The organism is Bacillus sp. 3255, from assembly GCF_031456485.1.
Lineage (GTDB): Bacteria > Bacillota > Bacilli > Paenibacillales > NBRC-103111 > Paenibacillus_E.
The window spans coordinates 121,675-143,413 of the sequence record NZ_JAVDUS010000014.1; the positions used below are offsets into that span (position 1 = coordinate 121,675).

The 21,739-nt window shown below is 48.7% G+C and carries 8 protein-coding genes; all 8 read left to right on the forward strand.

Annotated features, from left to right (window positions below):
- Window positions 1–8 precede the first annotated feature (8 nt).
- The gene (locus tag J2X61_RS21025; protein ID WP_274465735.1) at window positions 9–1,283 is read left to right on the forward strand and encodes an extracellular solute-binding protein; all 1,275 of its coding nucleotides are present in this window, start codon (window positions 9–11) and stop codon (window positions 1,281–1,283) included.
- A gap of 373 nt (window positions 1,284–1,656) precedes the next feature.
- A complete protein-coding gene (locus J2X61_RS21030) occupies window positions 1,657–6,501 on the forward strand; it encodes a discoidin domain-containing protein (protein ID WP_310190276.1) in 4,845 nt (1,614 codons plus the stop codon).
- Window positions 6,502–6,712: 211 nt separating this feature from the next.
- Window positions 6,713–8,098, forward strand: coding sequence for an ABC transporter substrate-binding protein (locus J2X61_RS21035; RefSeq protein ID WP_310190278.1), 1,386 nt, complete (start codon window positions 6,713–6,715; stop codon window positions 8,096–8,098).
- An 82-nt stretch (window positions 8,099–8,180) separates the two neighbouring features.
- Window positions 8,181–9,101, forward strand: coding sequence for a carbohydrate ABC transporter permease (locus tag J2X61_RS21040; RefSeq protein ID WP_310190281.1), 921 nt, complete (start codon window positions 8,181–8,183; stop codon window positions 9,099–9,101).
- A gap of 13 nt (window positions 9,102–9,114) precedes the next feature.
- Window positions 9,115–9,963, forward strand: coding sequence for a carbohydrate ABC transporter permease (locus J2X61_RS21045; protein ID WP_310190283.1), 849 nt, complete (start codon window positions 9,115–9,117; stop codon window positions 9,961–9,963).
- 140 nt (window positions 9,964–10,103) lie between these two features.
- Window positions 10,104–15,221 (forward strand): discoidin domain-containing protein, encoded by a 5,118-nt coding sequence (locus J2X61_RS21050; protein ID WP_310190285.1) that lies wholly within the window; start codon window positions 10,104–10,106, stop codon window positions 15,219–15,221.
- Window positions 15,222–15,295: 74 nt separating this feature from the next.
- On the forward strand, window positions 15,296–17,869 hold the full coding sequence (locus J2X61_RS21055; protein ID WP_310190287.1) for a discoidin domain-containing protein: 2,574 nt from the start codon (window positions 15,296–15,298) through the stop codon (window positions 17,867–17,869).
- A gap of 71 nt (window positions 17,870–17,940) precedes the next feature.
- Entirely contained in the window at window positions 17,941–21,738 is a 3,798-nt protein-coding gene (locus J2X61_RS21060) for an immunoglobulin-like domain-containing protein (RefSeq protein ID WP_310190288.1), read from the forward strand.
- Window position 21,739 lies beyond the last annotated feature (1 nt).

The window sequence follows — 21,739 nt, forward strand, 5'->3', positions numbered from 1 at the left end:
GGGAACAAATGAGTATCGCAGTTGTGCGTAAATTGGCATCGCTATCTGGCGTGCCGCTTCTTCTTTTAGCAATTCCACTCGCCGGATGCACGAAAGAGGACCGTGGCGCAGCTTCGGCCGAGCCTGAACCAAAGGCTTTTATTTCCTTCGTTGCTCCTGAATACAGTTCGGCGACCAAGCCTTTTTTTGAAAATCTGGTGAAGGATTTCGAGACGAAATATCCGAACATCGAGGTCGAGCTTCAAGTGATTAACTGGGATATTTTGGACAGTGCCTACAATACGATGATCAGCCGCAACCAGCCGCCGGACTTGCTGCTTTCGAACATTTACGCGCATTTTGCGAAGGATGGCCTGTTGAATCCTATGGATGAACTGCTTTCTCCCGCACTTCGGGCGAAAATGTATCCTTATTTCACAGAAACCGGCAAGTGGAATGGCGTGCGCTTCACAGTGCCATATGCGGCGACGATCCGGGAAATGTACTACAACAAAGATATTTTCAATGAGGTAGGTATTGACGGTCCGCCCAAAACGTGGAAAGAACTGGAGAACGCTGCGCGCCAAATCAAGAATACGAAACAAGTGGACGGCTTCGGTGTCGATCTGACGGATAACGAGATTTGGGCTTATCTTTCCTACTTTTTCTATGGTGCCGGCGGAGGTTGGATGAAGGACGGGGAATGGGCGATCAATTCGCCCAAAAATGTGGAAGGCGTTCAATTCCTGAAGGAACTTTATGAAAAAGGGTTGACGGACCCGGAGCCCACGGTCACGACGCGTGATGAAAAACAACGCATTCTCGGCAACGGCCAGATGGGCATGCTCATATCCGGCAATTATTTCGAGACCGTCGTGCCCCGTGAATTTCCAGGATTAAAATGGGGGAAAGGACCGATCCCGGTCAAGGAAGGACAAACGCCTCTTGTGCTAGGCGTGCAGGATGTATGGATGTCGTTCCGGACGGATCATACGAACAAGGAAGCATTGTCCAAGTTTCTCGACTTTATTTATGAGGATGCGCGCTATGAGGAGTTTGTTATCCAAGAAGGCTTCATCCCGACGATCAGCACGGTAGGGGTGAAGCTGGCCGAGAATGATTCCGTCATGAAGCAAAATCTCGATTGGATCGAGCACGCAAAATTTTATCCAATCCAGCATCCCGCTTGGTCCGCTGTGCTTAACGCGACTAGGAACATGGGGCAGGCCGTACTGCTCGGGCAAATGACGCCCCAACAAGCGTTGGATCGGCTGCAGCAAATTGCATTAAGCAAGAGTCAATGAGTCCGCAGAATAAATCATGTAACTCGCAAAATATATCATGCAATCGTAGAATATATCATGCAATTTATTGAATATATCATGTTCTAAACGCCGAACTCCTATTATCATTATTTTGAAAGCGGTTCAAATGCGTGTTATTCCTAAAAAGGAGGTATTTTTTTAGAAAATAAATGAAGCGATCCGGGAGACATGAACAGTTCTGGGGGACATGAACGACAGGGTATTTTAGAATCTTAATTACGGTTTAGGAGTGGGAAAAGTGTTTAGAAAAATAGTAACGATAGCATGTTTATTTTCGCTGTTATATGGTCCAATACCATTAACTTCCGATTCAATGGTAAAATCGGCTCACGCTGCTGATCTACCAGCAAGTGTGGCTTCAAACCAGAATGAAAGAAAACAAAGCTTTGACTCCGTCTGGAAATTTAATCTGGGTGATGTCGCTGGTGCGGAAGTCGCCAATTTCAATGATTCATCATGGAGAACATTGGACGTTCCCCATGATTGGAGTATTGAACAGAATTTTAATAAGTATTCTTTAGCCGGCAGAGACGCAGCGTTTCTGGATGGCGGAACCGGATGGTACCGGAAATCATTCACGATGCCAAGTGAAGCGACTGGAAAAAAAGTAACCATTACTTTCGACGGCGTCTTTATGGACAGTACGGTGTATCTAAACGGACATGTTCTTGGTAATCGCCCGAACGGATACATTTCGTTCGAATATGATTTGACCCCTTACTTGAAATTGGGCGGGGAAAAGAACGTCATTGCCGTCAAAGTCGTTAACAAGCAGCCGAGCAGCCGTTGGTACTCGGGAAGCGGGATTTACCGTCATGTATGGCTCTCGACCACGGACCAGGTTCATGTTGGGCAATGGGGCACCTCTGTCACCACTCCGCAGGTTAGCGCTTCCTCGGCAGATGTCAATGTGAAAACAACCGTCATGAACGAAACCTCTGCAAGCAAGCAGGTCACTTTAAAGACTACGATCCGTGACGATCAGGGAGCTCAGCAGGCCGTTCTTGAAACGGCAGCAACACCGATTGATGCAAAAGGGAAAAGCGAATTTGATCAGACACTGACGGTGGGCAATCCGAAACTATGGTCCATCGAGAAACCTGATCGTTATACGGCAGATACGGAAGTGAAAGTGGATGGGGTCGTCGTCGACACGTATCAAACGTCTTTTGGGATCAGGACGTTCAGATTTGATAAAAACCAAGGATTTTTCCTGAACGATAAGCATGTGAAATTGCAGGGCGTGTCCATGCATCACGATTTGGGAGCGTTAGGGGCCGCTGCTAATACCAGAGCCATGGAAAGGCAGCTGGAGATTTTGAAAGGTATGGGCGTGAATGCAATTCGAACGACTCATAATCCTGCGGCGCCCGAACTGCTCGATTTATACGATCGGATGGGATTCGTCGTCATTGAAGAAGCATTCGACGTCTGGAAAGGATCGAAGAAGGAGTACGATTATTCCCGTTTCTTTGGTCAGTGGGCTGAAAAAGACCTCAAGGATATGGTGCGTCGTGACCAGAATCATCCTTCTATTATCGCATGGAGCCTTGGTAACGAGATTTGGGATACTACGAATAGAGATGACGCTGTTGCAACTGTGCGAGACCTAAAGAAATGGGTTAAAGAGATTGATACTACAAGGCCGATTACGATGGGCATTGCGCTGATGTTTGACGCCAAAACGGTAGAATTTGCGAACGAGTTAGATATTGTCGGCTACAATTACACGGAATATCTTTACGATAAACATCACGCAGATCATCCTGAATGGAAGATCTATGGAAGCGAGACAGCCTCTGCGGTCAGATCGCGCGGAGTCTATCATCTGCCGATCGATCAGAATGTACTGACAGATCCGGATCTTCAAACTTCTTCTTACGATAACAGCTGGGTCGGGTGGGGACTCAGTGCGAGAGAATCATACAAGCTGGATGCTGAACGCGATTTTGTTGCAGGTCAATTTATTTGGACAGGCTTTGACTATCTTGGCGAACCGACTCCGTATTACGAAGACAATAGTCCTGCTAAGAGTTCGTACTTTGGAATCGTGGATACGGCGGGATTCCCGAAAGATATTTACTATTTCTATCAAAGCCGCTGGACAAGCAAGCCGATGGTGCATGTGCTGCCCCACTGGAATTGGAAAACCGGGGACACCATACCGGTTATTGCTTATAGCAACGCGGACAGCGTTGAACTGTTCTTGAACAATCAATCTCTTGGCGTAAAAACATTTGCCCCCGGAGATTTGCAAGTGCAATGGAACGTTACATTTACACCGGGTACATTGAAGGCCGTTGCCAAGAAAAATGGCGTCGTTGTAGCAACGGATGAAGTGAAGACAGCAAGTGAGTCCGCCAAGGTGTTGCTAAAGCCGGAACGAACTGTCATCAAGGCAGACGGCAAAGACCTTGTCTTCATTGAAGCCGATATCGTCGATGCGAATGGCGCACTGGTTCCTAATGCGGACAACTTGATTAACTTTAGCGTAACTGGCGGAACGATCGTCGGTGTGGACAACGGAAATTCCATCAGCTGGGAAAGCTATAAAGGATCAAGCCGCAAAGCGTTTAGCGGCAAGGCGTTGCTCATCGTGCAGCCGTCCAAAACCGCTGGTGAAATTGTAGTCAACGCGACAGGTTACAACGTGGCACCGGATAGTACGAAAGTATTTGCAGTGTCCGATATCGATCCGAACAGTACGGATATTATCGGTATTCAACCGGTCACTGTTGAATCCAAACCGGGCATTGCTCCGGAACTGCCTTCGACCGTAACTGTGATCCAGCAAAATGGGAAACAAAGAGAGGTTACTGTAGCCTGGAATCCGGTTGACGCAGCACAATACGCGAAGACAGGCAGCTTTACCGTCAACGGCACGGTACAAGAGACTTCCATCAAAGCGTCTGCCACCGTATCAATCGTTGGCGTTTCAAGAGTTAACGGCTCGATCACGGTCAAAACGTCTGTAGGTACGGCACCTAATCTTCCAAGCAAGGTTGATGTGGAATATACCGACGGATCGCTTCGCTTGTCCCAAGTAACCTGGGATGCGATTGAGCCATCGAAGTATGCGGCCGAAGGCGAATTTCCGGTTGCAGGTAAAGTGGAAGGAACAAACCTGACCGTTGGTGCGTCTGTTCTGGTTAAGTCGGCTGCTCCAGAAAATGTCTCTTTGAATACAGGCGGAGAGTATCCGAAGGCAAGCGCGTCGTTTACCAATCCTTCTGATCCTGATCGCTTTTTGAACGATGGTATTATTTCCTATACGGATAATCCGAAAAACCGGTGGACGAACTGGAGCCCTACGTCTAGGCCGTCAGACTGGGTACAAATCGATTTCGGTCAAACAAAGACCATTAATCAAGTCAATATGTATGTATACATTGATGGAGGCGCAGCTCCTCCGACATCCATGAATGTACAGGTGTGGGATGGGTCGAAATGGGTCGACGTGACACATGTGACCAATGCACCAACGGTACCTACAGACAAGAAGAATACGATCACTTTTGACCCTGTATCTACATCGAAGGTAAGAGTGAACATGAATAGTGTCGCTGGTATGTGTTTGGGGATTACGGAAATGGAAGTTATCGGACTAGTCCCTGTTGTGGGGCATGACGCAGCATTGAAAGGAATTGAAATTAACGGTCAACCTTTTGCTGGATTCCAAGCAGACGCCCTTTCCTATGAAGTGCAATTGCCTTCAACAGCGCTTCCGACTTTCAAAGCTAAGCTGTCCGACCCATTCGCAAAAGCTACGATCACTAACCCGAGTGGAATTCCAGGCAAGGCTACAATTGACGTGACTTCGGAGGATGGTACTAAAACGCAAACCTACACGATTCATCTAAATGTCCAAGATACGACACCTCCTGTGACGACCGCTACCATTCCCCAGTCGCAGATGACGGCAACGGCAACTAGTGAGGAAGTAGTGGGTGAGAATAACAGAGCATCCAACGTGCTCGATGGAAATTCCAAAACGATTTGGCATACGAAGTGGGACAAGTCTACTCCACTGCCGCAATCGGTCACATTGAATCTTGGTGGTTCGTACGACGTGAATAGTATCAAGGTTCTCCCTAGACAAGGACAAGGCGCGGCGACGAACGGTATGATCACGGCCTACAATGTCTATACAAGTACGGATGGCGTCCAATTTACAAAAGTCGCCGATGGAACCTGGCCGAATGACACGATGGAGAAAACAGCTTCGTTCCCGGTAAAGAAAGTGGCCTTCATCAAACTGGAAGCAACCGCAGGGCAATTCGGATATGCATCTGCAGCTGAAATGAATGTCTATCGCGTTATCGATGTGCCAGTAACCGGTGTTCAGTTGGATAAACCGCAAGTCTCGCTGAAAGAAGGACAAACGGCAGAGCTCGTTGCTACGATGCTTCCTTTTAACGCGAATAATAAGAATGTAACATGGGCGAGCAGCAACGAGACCGTCGCCAAAGTGGAAGTGAAGGACGGTAAAGCAGTTGTCACTGCATTGAAAACAGGGGAGGCGGACATTAAGGTCACCACTGTTAGCGGCAATTTCACAGCGGTAAGCAAAATTACGGTACAGAAAGACGATGTCACTCCAAACGTTGCTTCAACGACGCTATCCGCAGCAGGCACCGTTATGGAAGGCCAGGAATTCCCTGTACAGCTGGGTCTGAGCAGCGTTACACAAAGCGTCTATGCACAGGATATTAAGATGGACTACGATTCGAACGTATTTGACTTCGTCTCGGCAAGTGCCTTAAGAGAAGGGAATCTGCTCGTACATTCTGTTAAGGACACTCTGGGCAAACTTCGCTTTATTCTCGCAAACGTTGGCAAGACTTTGACAGGCAATGCTGAAATCCTGGAACTGAAGTTCAAAGCCAAAGCTAATGCGCAGCCTGCGACGGGAACGATTGCTGTATCCGACGCGACGCTTGGCGATGCGCAGGGAGCGGAAACGAAAGCGCAAACTTCTTCGGTGGGGGTGAGCATTACGACGCTGCCACCGGGAATTCTAGGCGATGTCAACCATGACAATAAAATTAGCATCGGTGATCTTGGCATCGTTGCAGCAAATTACGGCAAAACATCTTCCAGCCCAGATTGGGAGCAAATCAAGCAAGCAGATGTAACTGGCGATGGCAAAATCGATATTGAAGATCTTGCGTTCGTGGCCAGAAAGATGATGGAGTAATTCCACTGAAGAAGGAAGGGCTGTCCGCTGCCATGGAAATGGCGGCGGGATGGCTCTTCCTTTTTGCGTTTAGCAGCTTCCATGATTGTGCCAATATCACTTGTGCTTCAAAGACAGTACTTTATCAACGATTTACAGGACGAAATTCAATAGTTGTCCGCTGGATAAACCAATATGATAAAGATGTAAAACTTAAAGGAGGTCATCGCAAATGAGAAATGCTAAAAAAGCAATGGCATGGAGCATGATTTTGTCAACGGTCTTACTATCAACCGGCTGTGGAACCAGCACGAATTCGGCGGGCGGGACAGTGAAGCCCCTTGAAAGCGACAACACGACTGAAAGCGTAAAACCCGCTGCAAGCAGCCAGCCTCAGGGCTCAAAACTTACTGGGGACTTTGAAATTCAGTATTTTGTCGGCGGTTACGGCGATGCGTGGTGGAAACAAGTCATATCCGATTTCCAAAAGCAGAATCCGGATCTCAAGATCAAAGAGTCGGCAGGAGCTAAAATCAACGACCAAATGAAACCTCGCTGGCTTCAAGGGAATCCGCCCGATTTCGTGTACATTGACGGTGCTGGATCCAATACAAGACAAATGGTGTCGGACGATCAGCTCATGGACATAACAGACTGGCTGAAGGATGCGAAGAACGTTGACGGCAAAAAAATTACGGATCTCTTGATCGCCCAGCCTGAAGAATACAAACCGGGCAAATCCTATGCCATTCCTCTGGTGTTCGGATCATGGGGGACGTTCTACGATAAGGCGTTGTTTAAAAGTAAAGGCTGGCAAGCTCCTGCGGATTTCGAAAGCTTCCTTGCTATAGGCGACAAAATTAAAGCTGAGGGCAACATGATTCCTTACATCCATACAGGTGTATATCCTTACTACATTAACGGCGGTTTGTTGGATCCTACTATCATCGCGATGAACAACTATGACACCTCGATCTTTAAGCGAATCAATTCGCTTGAAAAAGGGATTTGGAAAAGTGAGCCGGTCATGAAATCGCTTGCCAAAATAGTGGAAATGCGAGATAAGGGCTTCATCGACAAAGGATCACCAGCACTGAATCATACGGATTCCCAATCCCAATGGCTGCAGCACAAAGCGGCGTTCATTCCGACTGGCATTTGGGTTGAAAGTGAGATGGCGAAGGACGTTCCGGCAGGCTTTGAATTCGGCTTCTTGCCGTCTATCGGCCAAGAAAAGGGCGGTAAATTCGTCGCGAATCCATACACAGCAACAGTCGCTATTGCGAAAAAAGCGAAAAATCCGGAAGCGGCCAAAGCCTTCATGCAATTTATTTTTACGGAGAAGCAAAGTAAAGCATGGGCGGAGCTTTCCAAAGCCCCTTCTAACATTAAAGCGGATCTTGAAGGCACGAATGCGCCTGCGCTTACGAAAGAGGCGGCCAAATTCTACAATTCCCCGAATACCGTCGTAGCGCCTGAGATCGTCATTCCGGAGGAACTTGTAACAGCTAGAAACAATGCAACTGTAGCGCTGACCAAAGGCGAAATTACGCCGCAGCAGTGGGCGGACCGCATGGAAGAAGCGACGGAGAAAATCCGCGCCAAAGAAAAGAAATAAGACTCTCATAAGGATCTGATGATACGAAGGGAGTACTTCGGATTCCCTTTGTATCATTCGGATATTTAGATTGGAGGCAAGTATGCAAGAGCGCAAGACTGTTAGAAACGGCACTGCGAAGATGAAGCGGAATATGTTCATTCTCTCCTTTACTCTTCCAACTTTGCTCCTATATATCGTCTTTACCGTCTATCCGATGTTGAAAGGCATTTATCTGAGCTTGTTTGATTGGTCCGGCGGTTCCGAAACCTATAATTTTATCGGACTCGGCAACTTCAAAGAGATGCTGCATGACGCTGTGATCGCAAAGGCTATACGCAACGACTATATCCTTGTCATCGGGAAAGTGGTCGGGTTTATGATTATGTCCATGTTTTTCGCCGTAGCGCTAACCCGGTTCAACATCAAAGGTTCGGGCTTTTATCGGATCGTATTTTTTATTCCGAATGTGCTTTCAGTTGTTGTCGTAGGCGTTCTTTGGCGCTACGTATATAATCCGAACCTCGGCTTCCTGAACTCTTTTCTCTCCTTATTTACAAATAAGCCTTTCGATTTCGCCTGGTTAGGCGATAAATGGTCGATCTTTGCGTTGCTGCCGCCATCGATTTGGGCCGGTATCGGTTTTACAATCATTTTGCTGGTTGCCGGCATTCTCAGTATTCCATCGTCCTTATTTGAGTCCGCCGACATCGACGGCGCTTCACAGTGGAGCCAATTTTGGCTGATTACACTGCCGTTGTCGTGGGAGCAGGTCAAGACGTCCGTGCTTTGGATTGTCATGACGACGCTGAACGGATCATTCGTCATCGTAACGATCATGACCTTTGAAGGCGGCGTCGACAATGCCACACAGGTCATGGGTTCGTATCTGTATCTGAATGCTTTTAAATTCGGCAAATTCAGCTATGGGTCCGCGATTGGTGTGCTTATCCTGGTTCTTTCTTTCATAACGACAGCAGCCCTTCAGCGGCTGATGAGGAGAGAAACCATTGAAATAACGTAGAGGGGCCATGCATATGAGTCAAAGAATACTCAATCCAGTCAGTCGTGTCTTTTTCAAAATCTGCCTGTTCGTTTGGTCGATTTGCGTCCTTTATCCGCTGCTCTGGACGGTCTTAAGCGCTTTGAAAGACAACAAGCAGTTTTTCCTGGGCAAGCCTTGGGCATTGCCGGAGCTTCCGCTGCTTTGGAGCAATTTCACCTTTGTATGGGAAAAATATAACTTCGCCCACAATTTTATGAATTCATTGGTTGTGACCATTGTGAGCACCGCTGCGGGCGTGCTTTTATCGGCAACGACAGCTTATGTGATCGCTCGGTTTACTTTCAGAGGGAACGGCTTGCTTTACTATTCCTATCTTTCCTACATGATGATTCCAACCTTTCTAGGCATCATTCCTCTATTCTTTTTGTTGAACGATCTTCATTTAACGAACCATTTATTGGGCTTAATCTTCGTTTATACGGTAACCGCCGTGCCGTTCGCTGTTTTCGTCTTAGTCAGTTTTTTCAAATCGCTGCCCAGTGAGCTGGAAGAAGCTGCTGCCATGGATGGCGCCTCGCATTATGGCGTCTTTTTTCGGATTATGCTGCCGCTGGCCAAGCCCGGCTTGATGTCTGTAGCGATTATTACCGTGCTGAATATTTGGAATGAGTATGTGTTCGCGCTCGTCCTGATGAATGATCCTACGAAATATACGATACCGGTCGCGATTGCGGTCATGCAGGGCGAAATGCAATATAGGACGGAGTGGGGACCGCTATTTGCCGCTCTAATCCTATCGATGGGGCCCACGATTGTGTTTTATGCCATGTTTCAAAAGCAAATTACCGGAGGCATAACGGCCGGTGCATTAAAAGGCTAAGCCTGAGCGGCTTGAAAGGGGGGATTATGGCAAGACACGGGGAACGCCTCGGCAGTTTGGCCAAATGAGGTTCAGGATGAATGAGGAGAGTGTCTGAATTGAAAACGCTTAAAAACGCTTTGGGTTTTACTTTTTGCCTAATGTTCGTATTCGTGATTATGTTCATCAGCGGGACAACGACACATGCGGCTGCGGTAGGAGACATAACGGGCTTTGAGAAAACAGACGATAAAACTTTCACGATTACGTCAGGTTCCGATCAGGTGAAGGTCATTTTTAATCGTGGCGACATCGTGCGCATATGGCTCGGTGTAGGCGGAAATTACCAAACGCTGTCAGGCAGAAGCTCGTCCGAGCCCAAAGAGCCGATCGTGATGAAAGAGGATTTCGGTCCGGTCTCGGTCAATTGGTCCGACGAGGGCGCTTATTACAAAATGGCAACGGGCAAGTTTGTGCTGCGTGCCTACAAAAGTCCTCTCAAATTCGCTATGTACAAGAGCGATAATCAGACTGTCGTATGGGAAGAGCAGTCACCGCTGAATTATAGCGGGTCGTCGACGACCCAGACGCTCGTTAGAGGAGCCGACGAGTATTACTACGGCGGAGGGATGCAGAACGGATTTTTCTCCCATCGAGATAAAAAGATTACAATTGCCGAAAACTACGGCGACTGGGGCAGCGGAACTGTGTCCAATCCGTCACCGTTTTATTTAAGTACAGCTGGCTACGGCGTACTGCGGAACACGTTCCAGGATGGAACTTACAATTTCGGGAGTCCAGCCCAGTTAACGCACGAGGAGAATCGCTTTGACGCGTATTATTTTTACGGCGAGACATTCAAGGATATTTTAAATGGCTATACCGACTTGACCGGTAAGCCTTCGCTCATTCCGCGTTGGGGCATGAGCATGGGAGACTCGGATTGCTACAACACGAGCAACACCGGAGCGAATAAACCGGGTAAGCTGACGACGCCGGATGTCGTGAAGGTTGCGCAAGACTTCCGAGCCAACGACATGCCGGGCGGCTGGTTGCTGCCGAACGACGGTTACGGCTGTGGTTACGTGCAGCTGCCAAGCACCGTTAAGCAGCTTCATGATTTGGGCTTTTACACCGGCTTGTGGACACAGAACGGTCTTGCCAATATCGCAACGGAGGTTGGCGTCGCCGGCACTCGGCTAAACAAGCTGGATGTAGCCTGGGTCGGTCCTGGATATGACTTTGCGCTGGACGGGACGAGACAGGCTCATCAAGGGGTTGAAACCCACTCGAACGACCGTGGCTTTGTTTGGTCTGTTGGCGGTTGGGCCGGCACACAGCGGTATTCAGCCGTCTGGTCCGGAGATCAAACCGGCAGCTGGGAATATATCCGTTACCACATTCCATCCATGATCGGCGCCGGATTGTCAGGCATGACCTATGCGACCGGTGATGTGGACGGGATTTTCGGCGGCAGCCCTCAGACTTATGTGCGTGATTTGCAATGGAAAGCCTTCACGCCGATTCTGATGAGCATGTCGGGCTGGGCGTCCGTCGATAAGCAGCCATGGCACTATGGAGAGCCATACACAAGCTATAATCGAGATATTTTGAAACTCAGACAGCGCTTGACGCCTTACTTCTATACCTATTTGAACGAAGCCTACGAATCGGGAGCGCCGTTTGCGAGAGCGATGGTTTACGAATTCCCGAACGATCCGAATACGAAGAGCACGCTGACACAATACCAATTCATGTCCGGCGGGTCGTTCCTCGTTGCACCGGTGTACAAAGATGCCACGGTCCGGAACGGAATTTATTTGCCGAAGGGCAAATGGATTGACTACTGGACAGGTAAGGAACATTACGGATCCAAAATGCTTGACGAATACAGCACGCCATTGAACCGTTTGCCGCTTCTCGTCAAAGCGGGTGCGATCATCCCGATGTATCCGGAAACTTTGTATGACGGCCAAGTGCCGCCAAATCCGATTACTTATGACATCTATCCGTACAAAACGTCCAGTTTCACGATGTATGAGGATGACGGTGTATCGAGGGAGCACCGCAGCGGCAAATTCGCGAAGACGATCATTACTTCGATCGCGCCGGAAACCGGAACAGGTGATTTGAAAGTTCAAGTCGGGGCGAGCATCGGTGATTATAACGGAAAGCTGGCATCGCGGACGAACCAATTCCAGATTCATATGCATACGAAACCAGCGAGCGTTGAAGTCGGAGGCTCTGCATATACCGAATTGGCAAGCAAGGCGGAATGGACGAATGCCGCAAGCGGTTGGTACTTTGATAGCGCGGACAAAGGCGGCATTGTCTATGTGAAAACACCGGATCTGCCGACCAATCAAGGATTTGAACTGAAAGTGGCAGGCTTTGCAGCGGATACGACTCCGCTTATGGATGCAACTGTCATTTCGCTGCCAGAACTGGATAACGATCCAACGAAAATTCCGCAGGCAGACATGGTAGCATCGGCTACCAGCGCCGATACGACTGCGCCAGTCGCGAATGCGCTGGATGGCAGCATGGATACGATCTGGAGCACGAAGCTGGATGGCAGCACACCGCTGCCTCAATCGATCACATTGAATCTCGGTTCGAAGTTTTCAGTGAATAAACTGAAATATTTGCCAAGACAATACATGGGGACCGACGGTAATATTACCGCTTACAACGTCTATGTCAGTACAGACGGCACGCATTTTACGAAGGTAGCCACCGGAACATGGAATGCGGATAAGTTGGAAAAAACGGTGACATTCGATACCGCCGAAGCGCAGTATGTGAGATTGGAAGCGACAGCTGGCGTTAATGGTTTTGCGGCTGCAGCTGAATTGAATGTGTACAGAGATGGTTCTGTTATCATCCCGCTGCCGATTCCGAAAAGTGAATTGACCGCAACGGCTGCAAGCTTCCAGCCTAGCGACAAGCCCTCGAATGCGATCGACGGCGATGCCAACACCCTTTGGCACACGAAATGGGACGGTTCCGATAAACTGCCGCAATCAATTATCGTGGATTTAGGCAAAGTCCGCAGCATCAGCCAATTCCGCTATGCGCCAAGGCTTAATGCCGGCAACGGAACGATTACGTCCTACAATCTCTACGTGAGCACGGACGGAACGAACTATACGCAAATCAGCACGGGGAATTGGGTGCGGGACAATGTGAAGAAATATATCCAATTCACGGCAGTCGATGCTAGGTATGTCAAGCTGGAAGCGACGGCTGCAGTAGGCGGCTTCGCCTCCGCATCCGAGATCGACGTTTATGAGACGCCTAAGGCTCCGCCTGCGTTAGGCGATATTGTACGAGGTAAGCCGGCAGCTGCAGACAGTGAAGATGCCGCCTTCCCGGCAAGCTACGCCAACGACGGCGATCCGGCTACAATGTGGTCGGCCGCCGATACGAACCCAGGCCATGTATGGTCGGCCGATCTGGGTAAAATGTACGCGATTAAGGGCATTGAGATCTCGTTTGGGCAAAGCGACAAAGTGTATAAATATAAGCTCGAAGTCCGGGAGGCGGGCAGCAGCAACTGGATTCAAGTATTGAACCGCATGAACAATACGGAAGCCGGCGCTGTGCTGAAGGATACATTCGGCAGCCAAGGCCGCTACGTGCGAATTACGATTACAGGTCTGCCTGACGCAGCAACGAAAGCCAGCATTGCAGATGTGAAGCTGATTGGCTTGCCGATCATCGGCACAGCTCCTGTAACCGGCGTATCGCTGAATCGGACAGAGCTGAACATGAATGTGCTTGATGCCCCAGTCGCTCTTGAAGCTGCAGTAGCGCCTCTGAATGCAGCGAACACATCGGTTGCTTGGAGCAGCAGTGATCCTGGTATCGCGATGGTCGACGAGAATGGCGTTGTCACTCCGAAAGGAGCAGGCTCGGCAACGATTACCGTCACTACAGCGGATGGTGGCTATAAAGCGTCATTGAATGTCACCGTATCGGGGCAAACCGGCTTGGTCAAAATCCCGCAAAGCCAAATGACGGCCACGGCAACAAGCTACCAGCCGGGAGACGATCCGAGCAATACGCTTGACAGCAACCCGAACACATGGTGGCACATCAAATGGTTCGGCGTCGATCCGCTGCCGCAATCGATTACTCTGAATTTGGGCAGTACGTACAACGTCAGCAAGCTGGAGTATATGCCGCGTCCGGATGGCGGCAACGGCACGATCACAGCCTATAACGTTTATGTAAGTCAAGATGGCGTACAGTTTACGAAAGTTGCGACCGGCACATGGCTGAAGAACACATCAGTCAAAGAAGTGGTTTTTGCTCCCGTTCGTGCCGGTTATGTAAAGCTTGAAGCAACAGGAGGGGTTGGCGGCTTCGCTTCGGCTGCCGAGTTGAACGTGTATAAGCAAGCTGACTCCGCTTCGCCGCAAGCGGTTGCGTTCGATGAAGCAAGCTATGAAGTGAAGGAAGGCCAAACCGCAGCAGTGAAAGTTACGGCTCGGTATTTGGATGGCAGCCAGCAAGACGTGACGGCTCAATCCGCGTTTGAGATCGCAAATTCATCATTGGCAACGATCGCAAATGGAACGATAACCGGTGTTTCGCATGGCGAAACCGTCATCACGGCAACGTACGGAGGCAAGCGGACGACAGCAACGATCGTTGTCAAAATGGCCGATCCCGTGGCTGCGTCTACAGTATTGACCGGAAGCAGCAGTGTTCAAAGCGGTCAGCCGTTCGTGGTTACTTATGGCTTGAGTGGTGTTACGCAGCAAGTATACGCGGAGGACATTTCACTGACCTACGATCCAACTGTCATGGAATTCACTTCGGCAGAGCCGCTTCTTTCGAACACGAGCATTGTACGGGAAGCGAATGACGGAGCAGGCAAGCTTCGCTTGATTGTCGCCAGCGCAGGGGCAGGGCATGCCGTTACCGGCAATGTGCAGCTTTTGAAGGTTACTTTTAAATCGAAGCCGGTTTCCCAGGTTCATTCGACCACAATCTCTGTGACGGATACGATACTCGGGGATGGGCAAGGCAACGAGTCCAAGGCTGCAAATTCCTCTATCAGCGTACAAATAACGCCTATTCCAGTTGGCATTCCGGGAGATATGAACCATGACGGTAAAGTATCGATCGGCGATCTGGGAATGGTGGCAGCGAATTACGGCAAAACGTCGGGAAGTCCGGATTGGGAGAGCATTAAATATTTAGATTCGAACCATGATGGCAAAATCGATATTACGGATCTGGCTTTCATTGCGAGGAAGATTATAGAGTAAATGACTGAATCTGGCGCCGGTATCCTACCGGTGCCAGTAATTAAATGAATGGAGGTATGAAATTGAGTCCGTTTATGAAAAAAGCAGTTTTTGCCTGCTCTCTTGTCTCCATTTCGTTAATGGGCGCCGTGTCCTCTGTACAGGCCACATCGGCCGCCGTTCAGCCTGAAACATCATTGCAGGATACACCTGTATTGGCAGCAACACCGCCGATGGGTTACAGCACTTGGAATGCCGTTCGTTTTAACGTGAATGAGGAACTGATCCGTAATGTGGCGGACAGTATGGTGTCCACCGGTTTGCGTGACTTAGGATACAACTATGTCAACATTGATGACGGTTGGCAAGGCACCAGAGATGCTACTGGTAAATTAAACGCCGACTTAACAAGATTCCCGAGCGGAATGAAAGCGCTTGCGGATTATGTGCATAGCAAAGGATTGAAGATTGGCATTTACACCGATATTGGGAAAATTGGCTGCGGAGGAAAGACGGGCAGTTACGGACATTATCAGCAGGATGTCGACCAGTTTGCAGAATGGGGATACGATTATGTCAAAGTAGATGCATGCGGTGCGGATGCGATGGGTCTCGACTTCAAGACCCAATATCAACAATTCAAGGACGCTTTAAATCAGGCGAATCCGAAACGTGATATCTTGTTAAATATCTGCGAGTGGGGTAAGCAGCAGCCGTGGAAATGGGCACCAAGCATCGGGCATACATGGAGGGTTGGTTACGATATCGATAATCAGGGAGATTATTGGAACGGTGTGCTCTATGAGATCGATCAGACCTCTCCGCATGCGGATGTAGCGGGTCCCGGGCATTTTAATGACCCGGACAGCTTGGAGGTTGGTGTAATAGCCGACAAATACCCCGGCCAAAAAAGCTTATCTTACGAGGAATCCAAGGCCAATTTCAGTATGTGGGCGGTACTGGCGTCTCCGCTTATGCTTGGTTTGGATGTAACCGCTTTAGACGACCCGGACTCCTACAGCAGTAAATTTGCCGATATCATTCAGAATGCCGAAGTGATAGCCGTGGATCAAGATCCTGCCGGCATTCAAGGCATTCTAGTAAGCGAAACGGGAGGACTTCAAGTTTGGGCGAAAGAATTGTCGAAGGAGGGAACACTTGCAATTGCCCTCCTTAACCGCACTGATTCTGCTGCGAATATAACCGTGGATTTTGCACAAGTTGGATTGGATGCTTCCACAACGGTTCGGGATTTGTGGGAACATGCAGATAAGGGGCAATTCAACGGCAGCTATACAGCGAATGTGCCGTCACATGGAGTAGTTATGCTTAAATTAGAAGGCAAAGAAATCGGCAAACCGCAAACCCCATTCATTCCGCAATCCCAAATGACCGCAGCGGCAACGAGCGAAGAGCTTGAATCCGAAGATAACGGAGCATCCATGGTACTTGATGGAGATCCAGCTACCATTTGGCATACGAAGTGGGATTTGTCTAATCCGCTGCCGCAATCGATCACACTCAATCTTGGCGGTGCTCACAAGGTAAATAAAATCAAGGTTCACCCTAGACAAGGCGGGGGAAGTAACGGCATGATTACGGCTTACAATGTCTATACGAGCACGGATGGCATCCAGTACACTAAAGTCGTAAGTGGAACATGGGCGAAAGACGCCGTGGCGAAAACAGCGGAGTTCCCGGCGACGAGAGCGTCATTTATTAAACTGGAAGCAACCGCAGGGCAAGGCGGATGGGCATCTGCAGCTGAAATGAATGTCTATCGCATAATCGAGGTGCCCGTAACCGGCGTGCAGCTTAATACACCGCAAGTCTCGCTGAAAGAAGGGCGGACAGCAGAGTTGGTTGCAACTGTGCTTCCTGAGAACGCAACGAATAAGAATGTAACTTGGTCGAGCAGCAATGATACCGTCGCCAAAGTGGAGGTCAAGGACGGTAAAACTGTTGTAACCGCATTGAAAGAAGGAGTGGCGGACATTACGGTCACCACGGTGGGTGGCAATTTTACAGCGGTAAGCAAAATTACCGTACAAAAAGGCAACGACACGCAGAACGCTTTGACGACGCTATCTGCAGCCGGCACTGTTCAGACGGGCCAGGAATTTACTGTACAGTTGGGACTGGGCAGCGTCACGCAAAGCGTATATGCAGAAGACATGAAGATGGACTACGATTCGAACGTTTTTGACTTCGTCTCGGCCCGTGCCGTGAAAGATGGAATTCAACTTGTAGATACAAAGAAGGATACGCTGGGTAAACTTCGCTTTATTCTCGCAAGCGAAGGGGCCGATAAGGCTGTGACAGGAGATGCCGGGATCCTGGAACTGAAGTTCAAAGCCAAAGCTGTGACACAGCCGACGACGGGAACGATTGCTGTAACCGACGCAATGCTTGGCGATGCGCAGGGAGCGGAAACGAAGGCGCAAGCTTCTGCGGTGGGCGTGAGCATTACGACATCGCCTCCGGGAATTCCAGGCGACATCAACCATGACAATCGAGTAAGCATTGGTGATCTTGGCATCGTTGCAGCGAATTACGGCAAAACGTCGGGAAGTCCGGATTGGGAGAGCATTAAACATTTAGATTCGAACCATGATGGCAAAATCGATATTACAGATCTAGCCTTCATTGCACGGAAGATTATAGAGTAATAGAGTAATTTACTGAATCTGGCGCCGGTATCCTACCGGTGCCAGTAATAAAAACACAAGGAGGTCAAGAAATGCATACTTCAAGAAGAGCAGGCGGGAAAAAACATTTGGCATTATTATTGACACTGCTTATGCTTTTGACATCGTTTCTAAGTGTTAATAGTACCAGTGCAAGCACAGTAACAAATATTGCCTTAAATAGTACACCTGGGACAATAAAAAATGTATCGTTTGGCAAGCCGGTCACTGGCAGTCTCTCATTTTCCAATATGAGTGTCATTAATGACGGTGTAAAAAATAATACCAATGCCTACTCACAGGATTATCCCAATGGAAGCGGCCTTCAATGGATACAAATCGATCTAGGTAAGAGTTATGATCTTTCAAGCGTAAATATCTGGCATTACTGGTATGATGGAAGAAAATATCATGATGTGATCGTCAGACTTTCAAACAAATCCGATTTCTCAAGTGAAGTCACGACGGTCTTTAACAACGATACCAATAATAGCGCTGGATTTGGTGCAGGCTCAGATACGGAATATACCGAAACAAGCGCTGGGAAGAGTATTAGTTTCAACAATACGAACGCAAGGTATGTCAGGATTTACTCTAACGGCAGCACATCAAACACGAATAACCACTATGTAGAAGTTGAAGTCATGGGTGCAGAGCCTCCTCCAACCGCGCCTCCGATAGCACCGACTGGCTATGCTTACCCTATGGGGACATCTCGCATCAATGCAAGCTGGAATTTGCCTGAAGGCGCGTCAGGCTATGATATCGAGGTTGACGGCACTGTCATAACCGACGTAACGATGCCTTACGGTCACACCGGCCTTGCTGCGGGAACAACACACAATTACAGGGTAAGAGCCAAAAATAATTTAGGAACAAGCGGATGGAGTACACTTTTCAGCAGTACGACACTAGTTCCAGTTGAAAGCGGTTTCAGATTTATGGGGCCACAGCCGGGAGAAGCGCAAGGTACCAATCCAAGCTCGGGCGTGTACGTATTAAACAATGCGATCCTATCAGCCAAGTTTCAGTTATTAGGGAACAACCTGACGCTAACTGAATTCAAGGACAATATGACAGGAAACGTAAACCCTATAACCGTCGGGAAACTATTCAATATTGAATTATCAGGTGGAACTAGCTTGGTTGACACCGATATGACGGCAGGAACGCCAACTCTTACAAAAATCACCCGAAATGCTTCTAGCGTTAAAGTATCCGATCGTTATGATGGCTGGAAAATAAGCGTGCCATTCACCTATGTAAGCGGAGGAAATACATTGACGGTGAATTGGTCCGCAACACTGCGTGACGGCTCCAATTACATCATACAGGATGTATCTTACTCGGCTGTTACGGGAAGCTGGAATGTGACCAAGGTTAAGCTTATAGACATCACAGCTGCCGGAGTGGAGAAGGCCGGTGTGGTGGACGGTTCACCGTTCTTTGCCGGCAAAGTTTTCTTTGCCCAACAAACACCTGTGGCCAAGGTCAGCATTTCTGGAAATAAGGCATCGGCTTATGTGGAAAGAGGCGAGGCAACTCTGCAGGGGCAATCTTTTGCACAAAGCTCGGTCATCGGCATATATCCAGGAAATCAGAAGCAAAGAGCCTTTCAGTACTATCTAGAAAGGGAAAGGGCTCATGAGCACTACAGCTTCCTCCATTATAATTCTTGGTACGATTTAAGCTGGATTACAGATACCTACATGACGGAAGCAGATTCATTAGATGTCATTAACACCTGGGGGCAGAAATTTGTTCAGCAGCGAGGCGCAGCTTTGAAAAATTTCCTGTTCGACGATGGATACGACGATTACAGCAGTACGGCATCAACGATTTGGGATTTTAACCCAAAAACCTACCCGAACGGGGCATCAAAGATGAAGAGCGCAGCCGAGAGCTTCGGAGCAAGTCTTGGCTTCTGGTTGAGTCCCACAGGCGGATATTACGATAAATTGACGAAAAGGATCGCTGTCGGAAAGAAGATGAATCCTCCAACTGAAACCAAGATGAGCAGCACAGGGGAAGAAATATTCAAAATGAGCGGTCCTAATTACTATAAAGCATTTAAACATGCAGTTACCAAGAAACAGCTTGTGGAAGGTGCGAATCATTTCAAGTTTGACAGGACGGAAGGTATTGAAGACTTCCACGCGCTCCTGAGGCTTACACAAGATATGAGGAGCAACGACCCATCCGTATTTATCAATGCGACCGTTGGAACATGGGCTTCCCCGTACTTTACATTCTATGTAGATTCCATCTGGCGCGGTGGTGGAGATATGGGTAAGGCAGGGACTGGGACCATTAGGCAGCAGTGGGTGAACTATCGCGACAAAGTGAGCCGGGATCTGCTGCAGAAGAATCCGTTCTATCCGTTAAACTCCTTAATGGTACACGGTATTGTTCATTCAAGATTCGGCCAGGGCGCATGGAATAGCCATGTAGGCGGTACTGAAAGCGGTCCCTTATTAGACATGACAGACCCGGCAAATCTCAAGGATTTTGCTGATGAGGTCTGGTCCTACTTTGCATCAGGCTATAACCTTCAGGAATTATACATTCGCCCCACTTCTGATTACACAACGGATAAAATGTGGGACACTCTTGCCGAAGCCTCAGCTTGGGCACAGTTAAATCATGACGTGCTGCTAGACTCACATTTCATTGGCGGAGACCCGGGTAAAGGCGAGCCGTACGGCATAGCCTCTTATTCAACGGCAAAAGCGGTTTTAATGTTAAGAAATTCCGGAAATACAAGCCAAACTATGAACATTGACGTGAATGAGGCATTTGTATTGCCTCCCGGTGCCAAGACAGGATACAAGCTTGTGAACAAGCTCAAAAATGAAACGGATCTGCACCTGACAGCTGGGGTCCCATACGCCATAACCATACCTGCAAATTCGATTGTACTATATGAAGCATATCCCGAAGGAACAGTTGTCATTCCTGATGCCGATGCTGACTTGAAGTCCGTCGCACTGGATAAAGCAGCACTCGACATTGGATACGCGAATGGTGACAGCGCATCGCAAGTGACGCAGAGCATTATTCTGAACGCTTCCGGTACCAACGGCTCCACGATCACATGGAGCAGCAGCGCGCCGCTTCTCGTCTCGACGGACGGTACTGTCACGCGTCCTCCCTACACTTCCGGCGATGCGACCGTTACTTTGACAGCTACGATCAGTAAAGGAGCGGTTATCGACACGAAGACGTTTACGCTCAAGGTGCTTAAGCAGCTTGATACCACTCCGCCTACCCCAACAGCCACATTAAAAGGTCCGGCCAGCGTCTCCAGCGGACAGACCTTTGATGTTACTTACACATTAAACACGGTAAGCAAGAATGTTTATGCTCAAGATGTGACGATTACTTACGATCCTCAGCAGTTGGAGTACATTGCTGCAAATTCGTTAGTAGACGGTTGGGAAATTGTTGCTGTTTCAACTGAAACGAACGGGAAAATAAGAATGATAACGGCAAATGTAGGCACGCATCCTAGTGCTGTGGGCGAGCTGTTCAAGCTAACTTTGAAAGTCAAGGCATCTTCGGCCGGTTCCAGCACAATTGCTCTGACAAACGCTGCTTACGCGAGCGGCGATGGCGTGGAAACAACAGTGGAAGGTACTGCCTACCACGTACAGATTGCGGCTGGGACTCAAGGAGATCTGAACGGTGACAATAAATTCTCTATCGGGGATTTGGCTATGGTTGCTTCTTACTATGGCAAAACATCAGCTGATTTGAACTGGAATGAAATCTATAAGAAAGCGGATATGAACAATGACGGAGAGATTAACATCCTCGATCTGTCAGCCGTTGCACAATTGATTTTCAATTAAA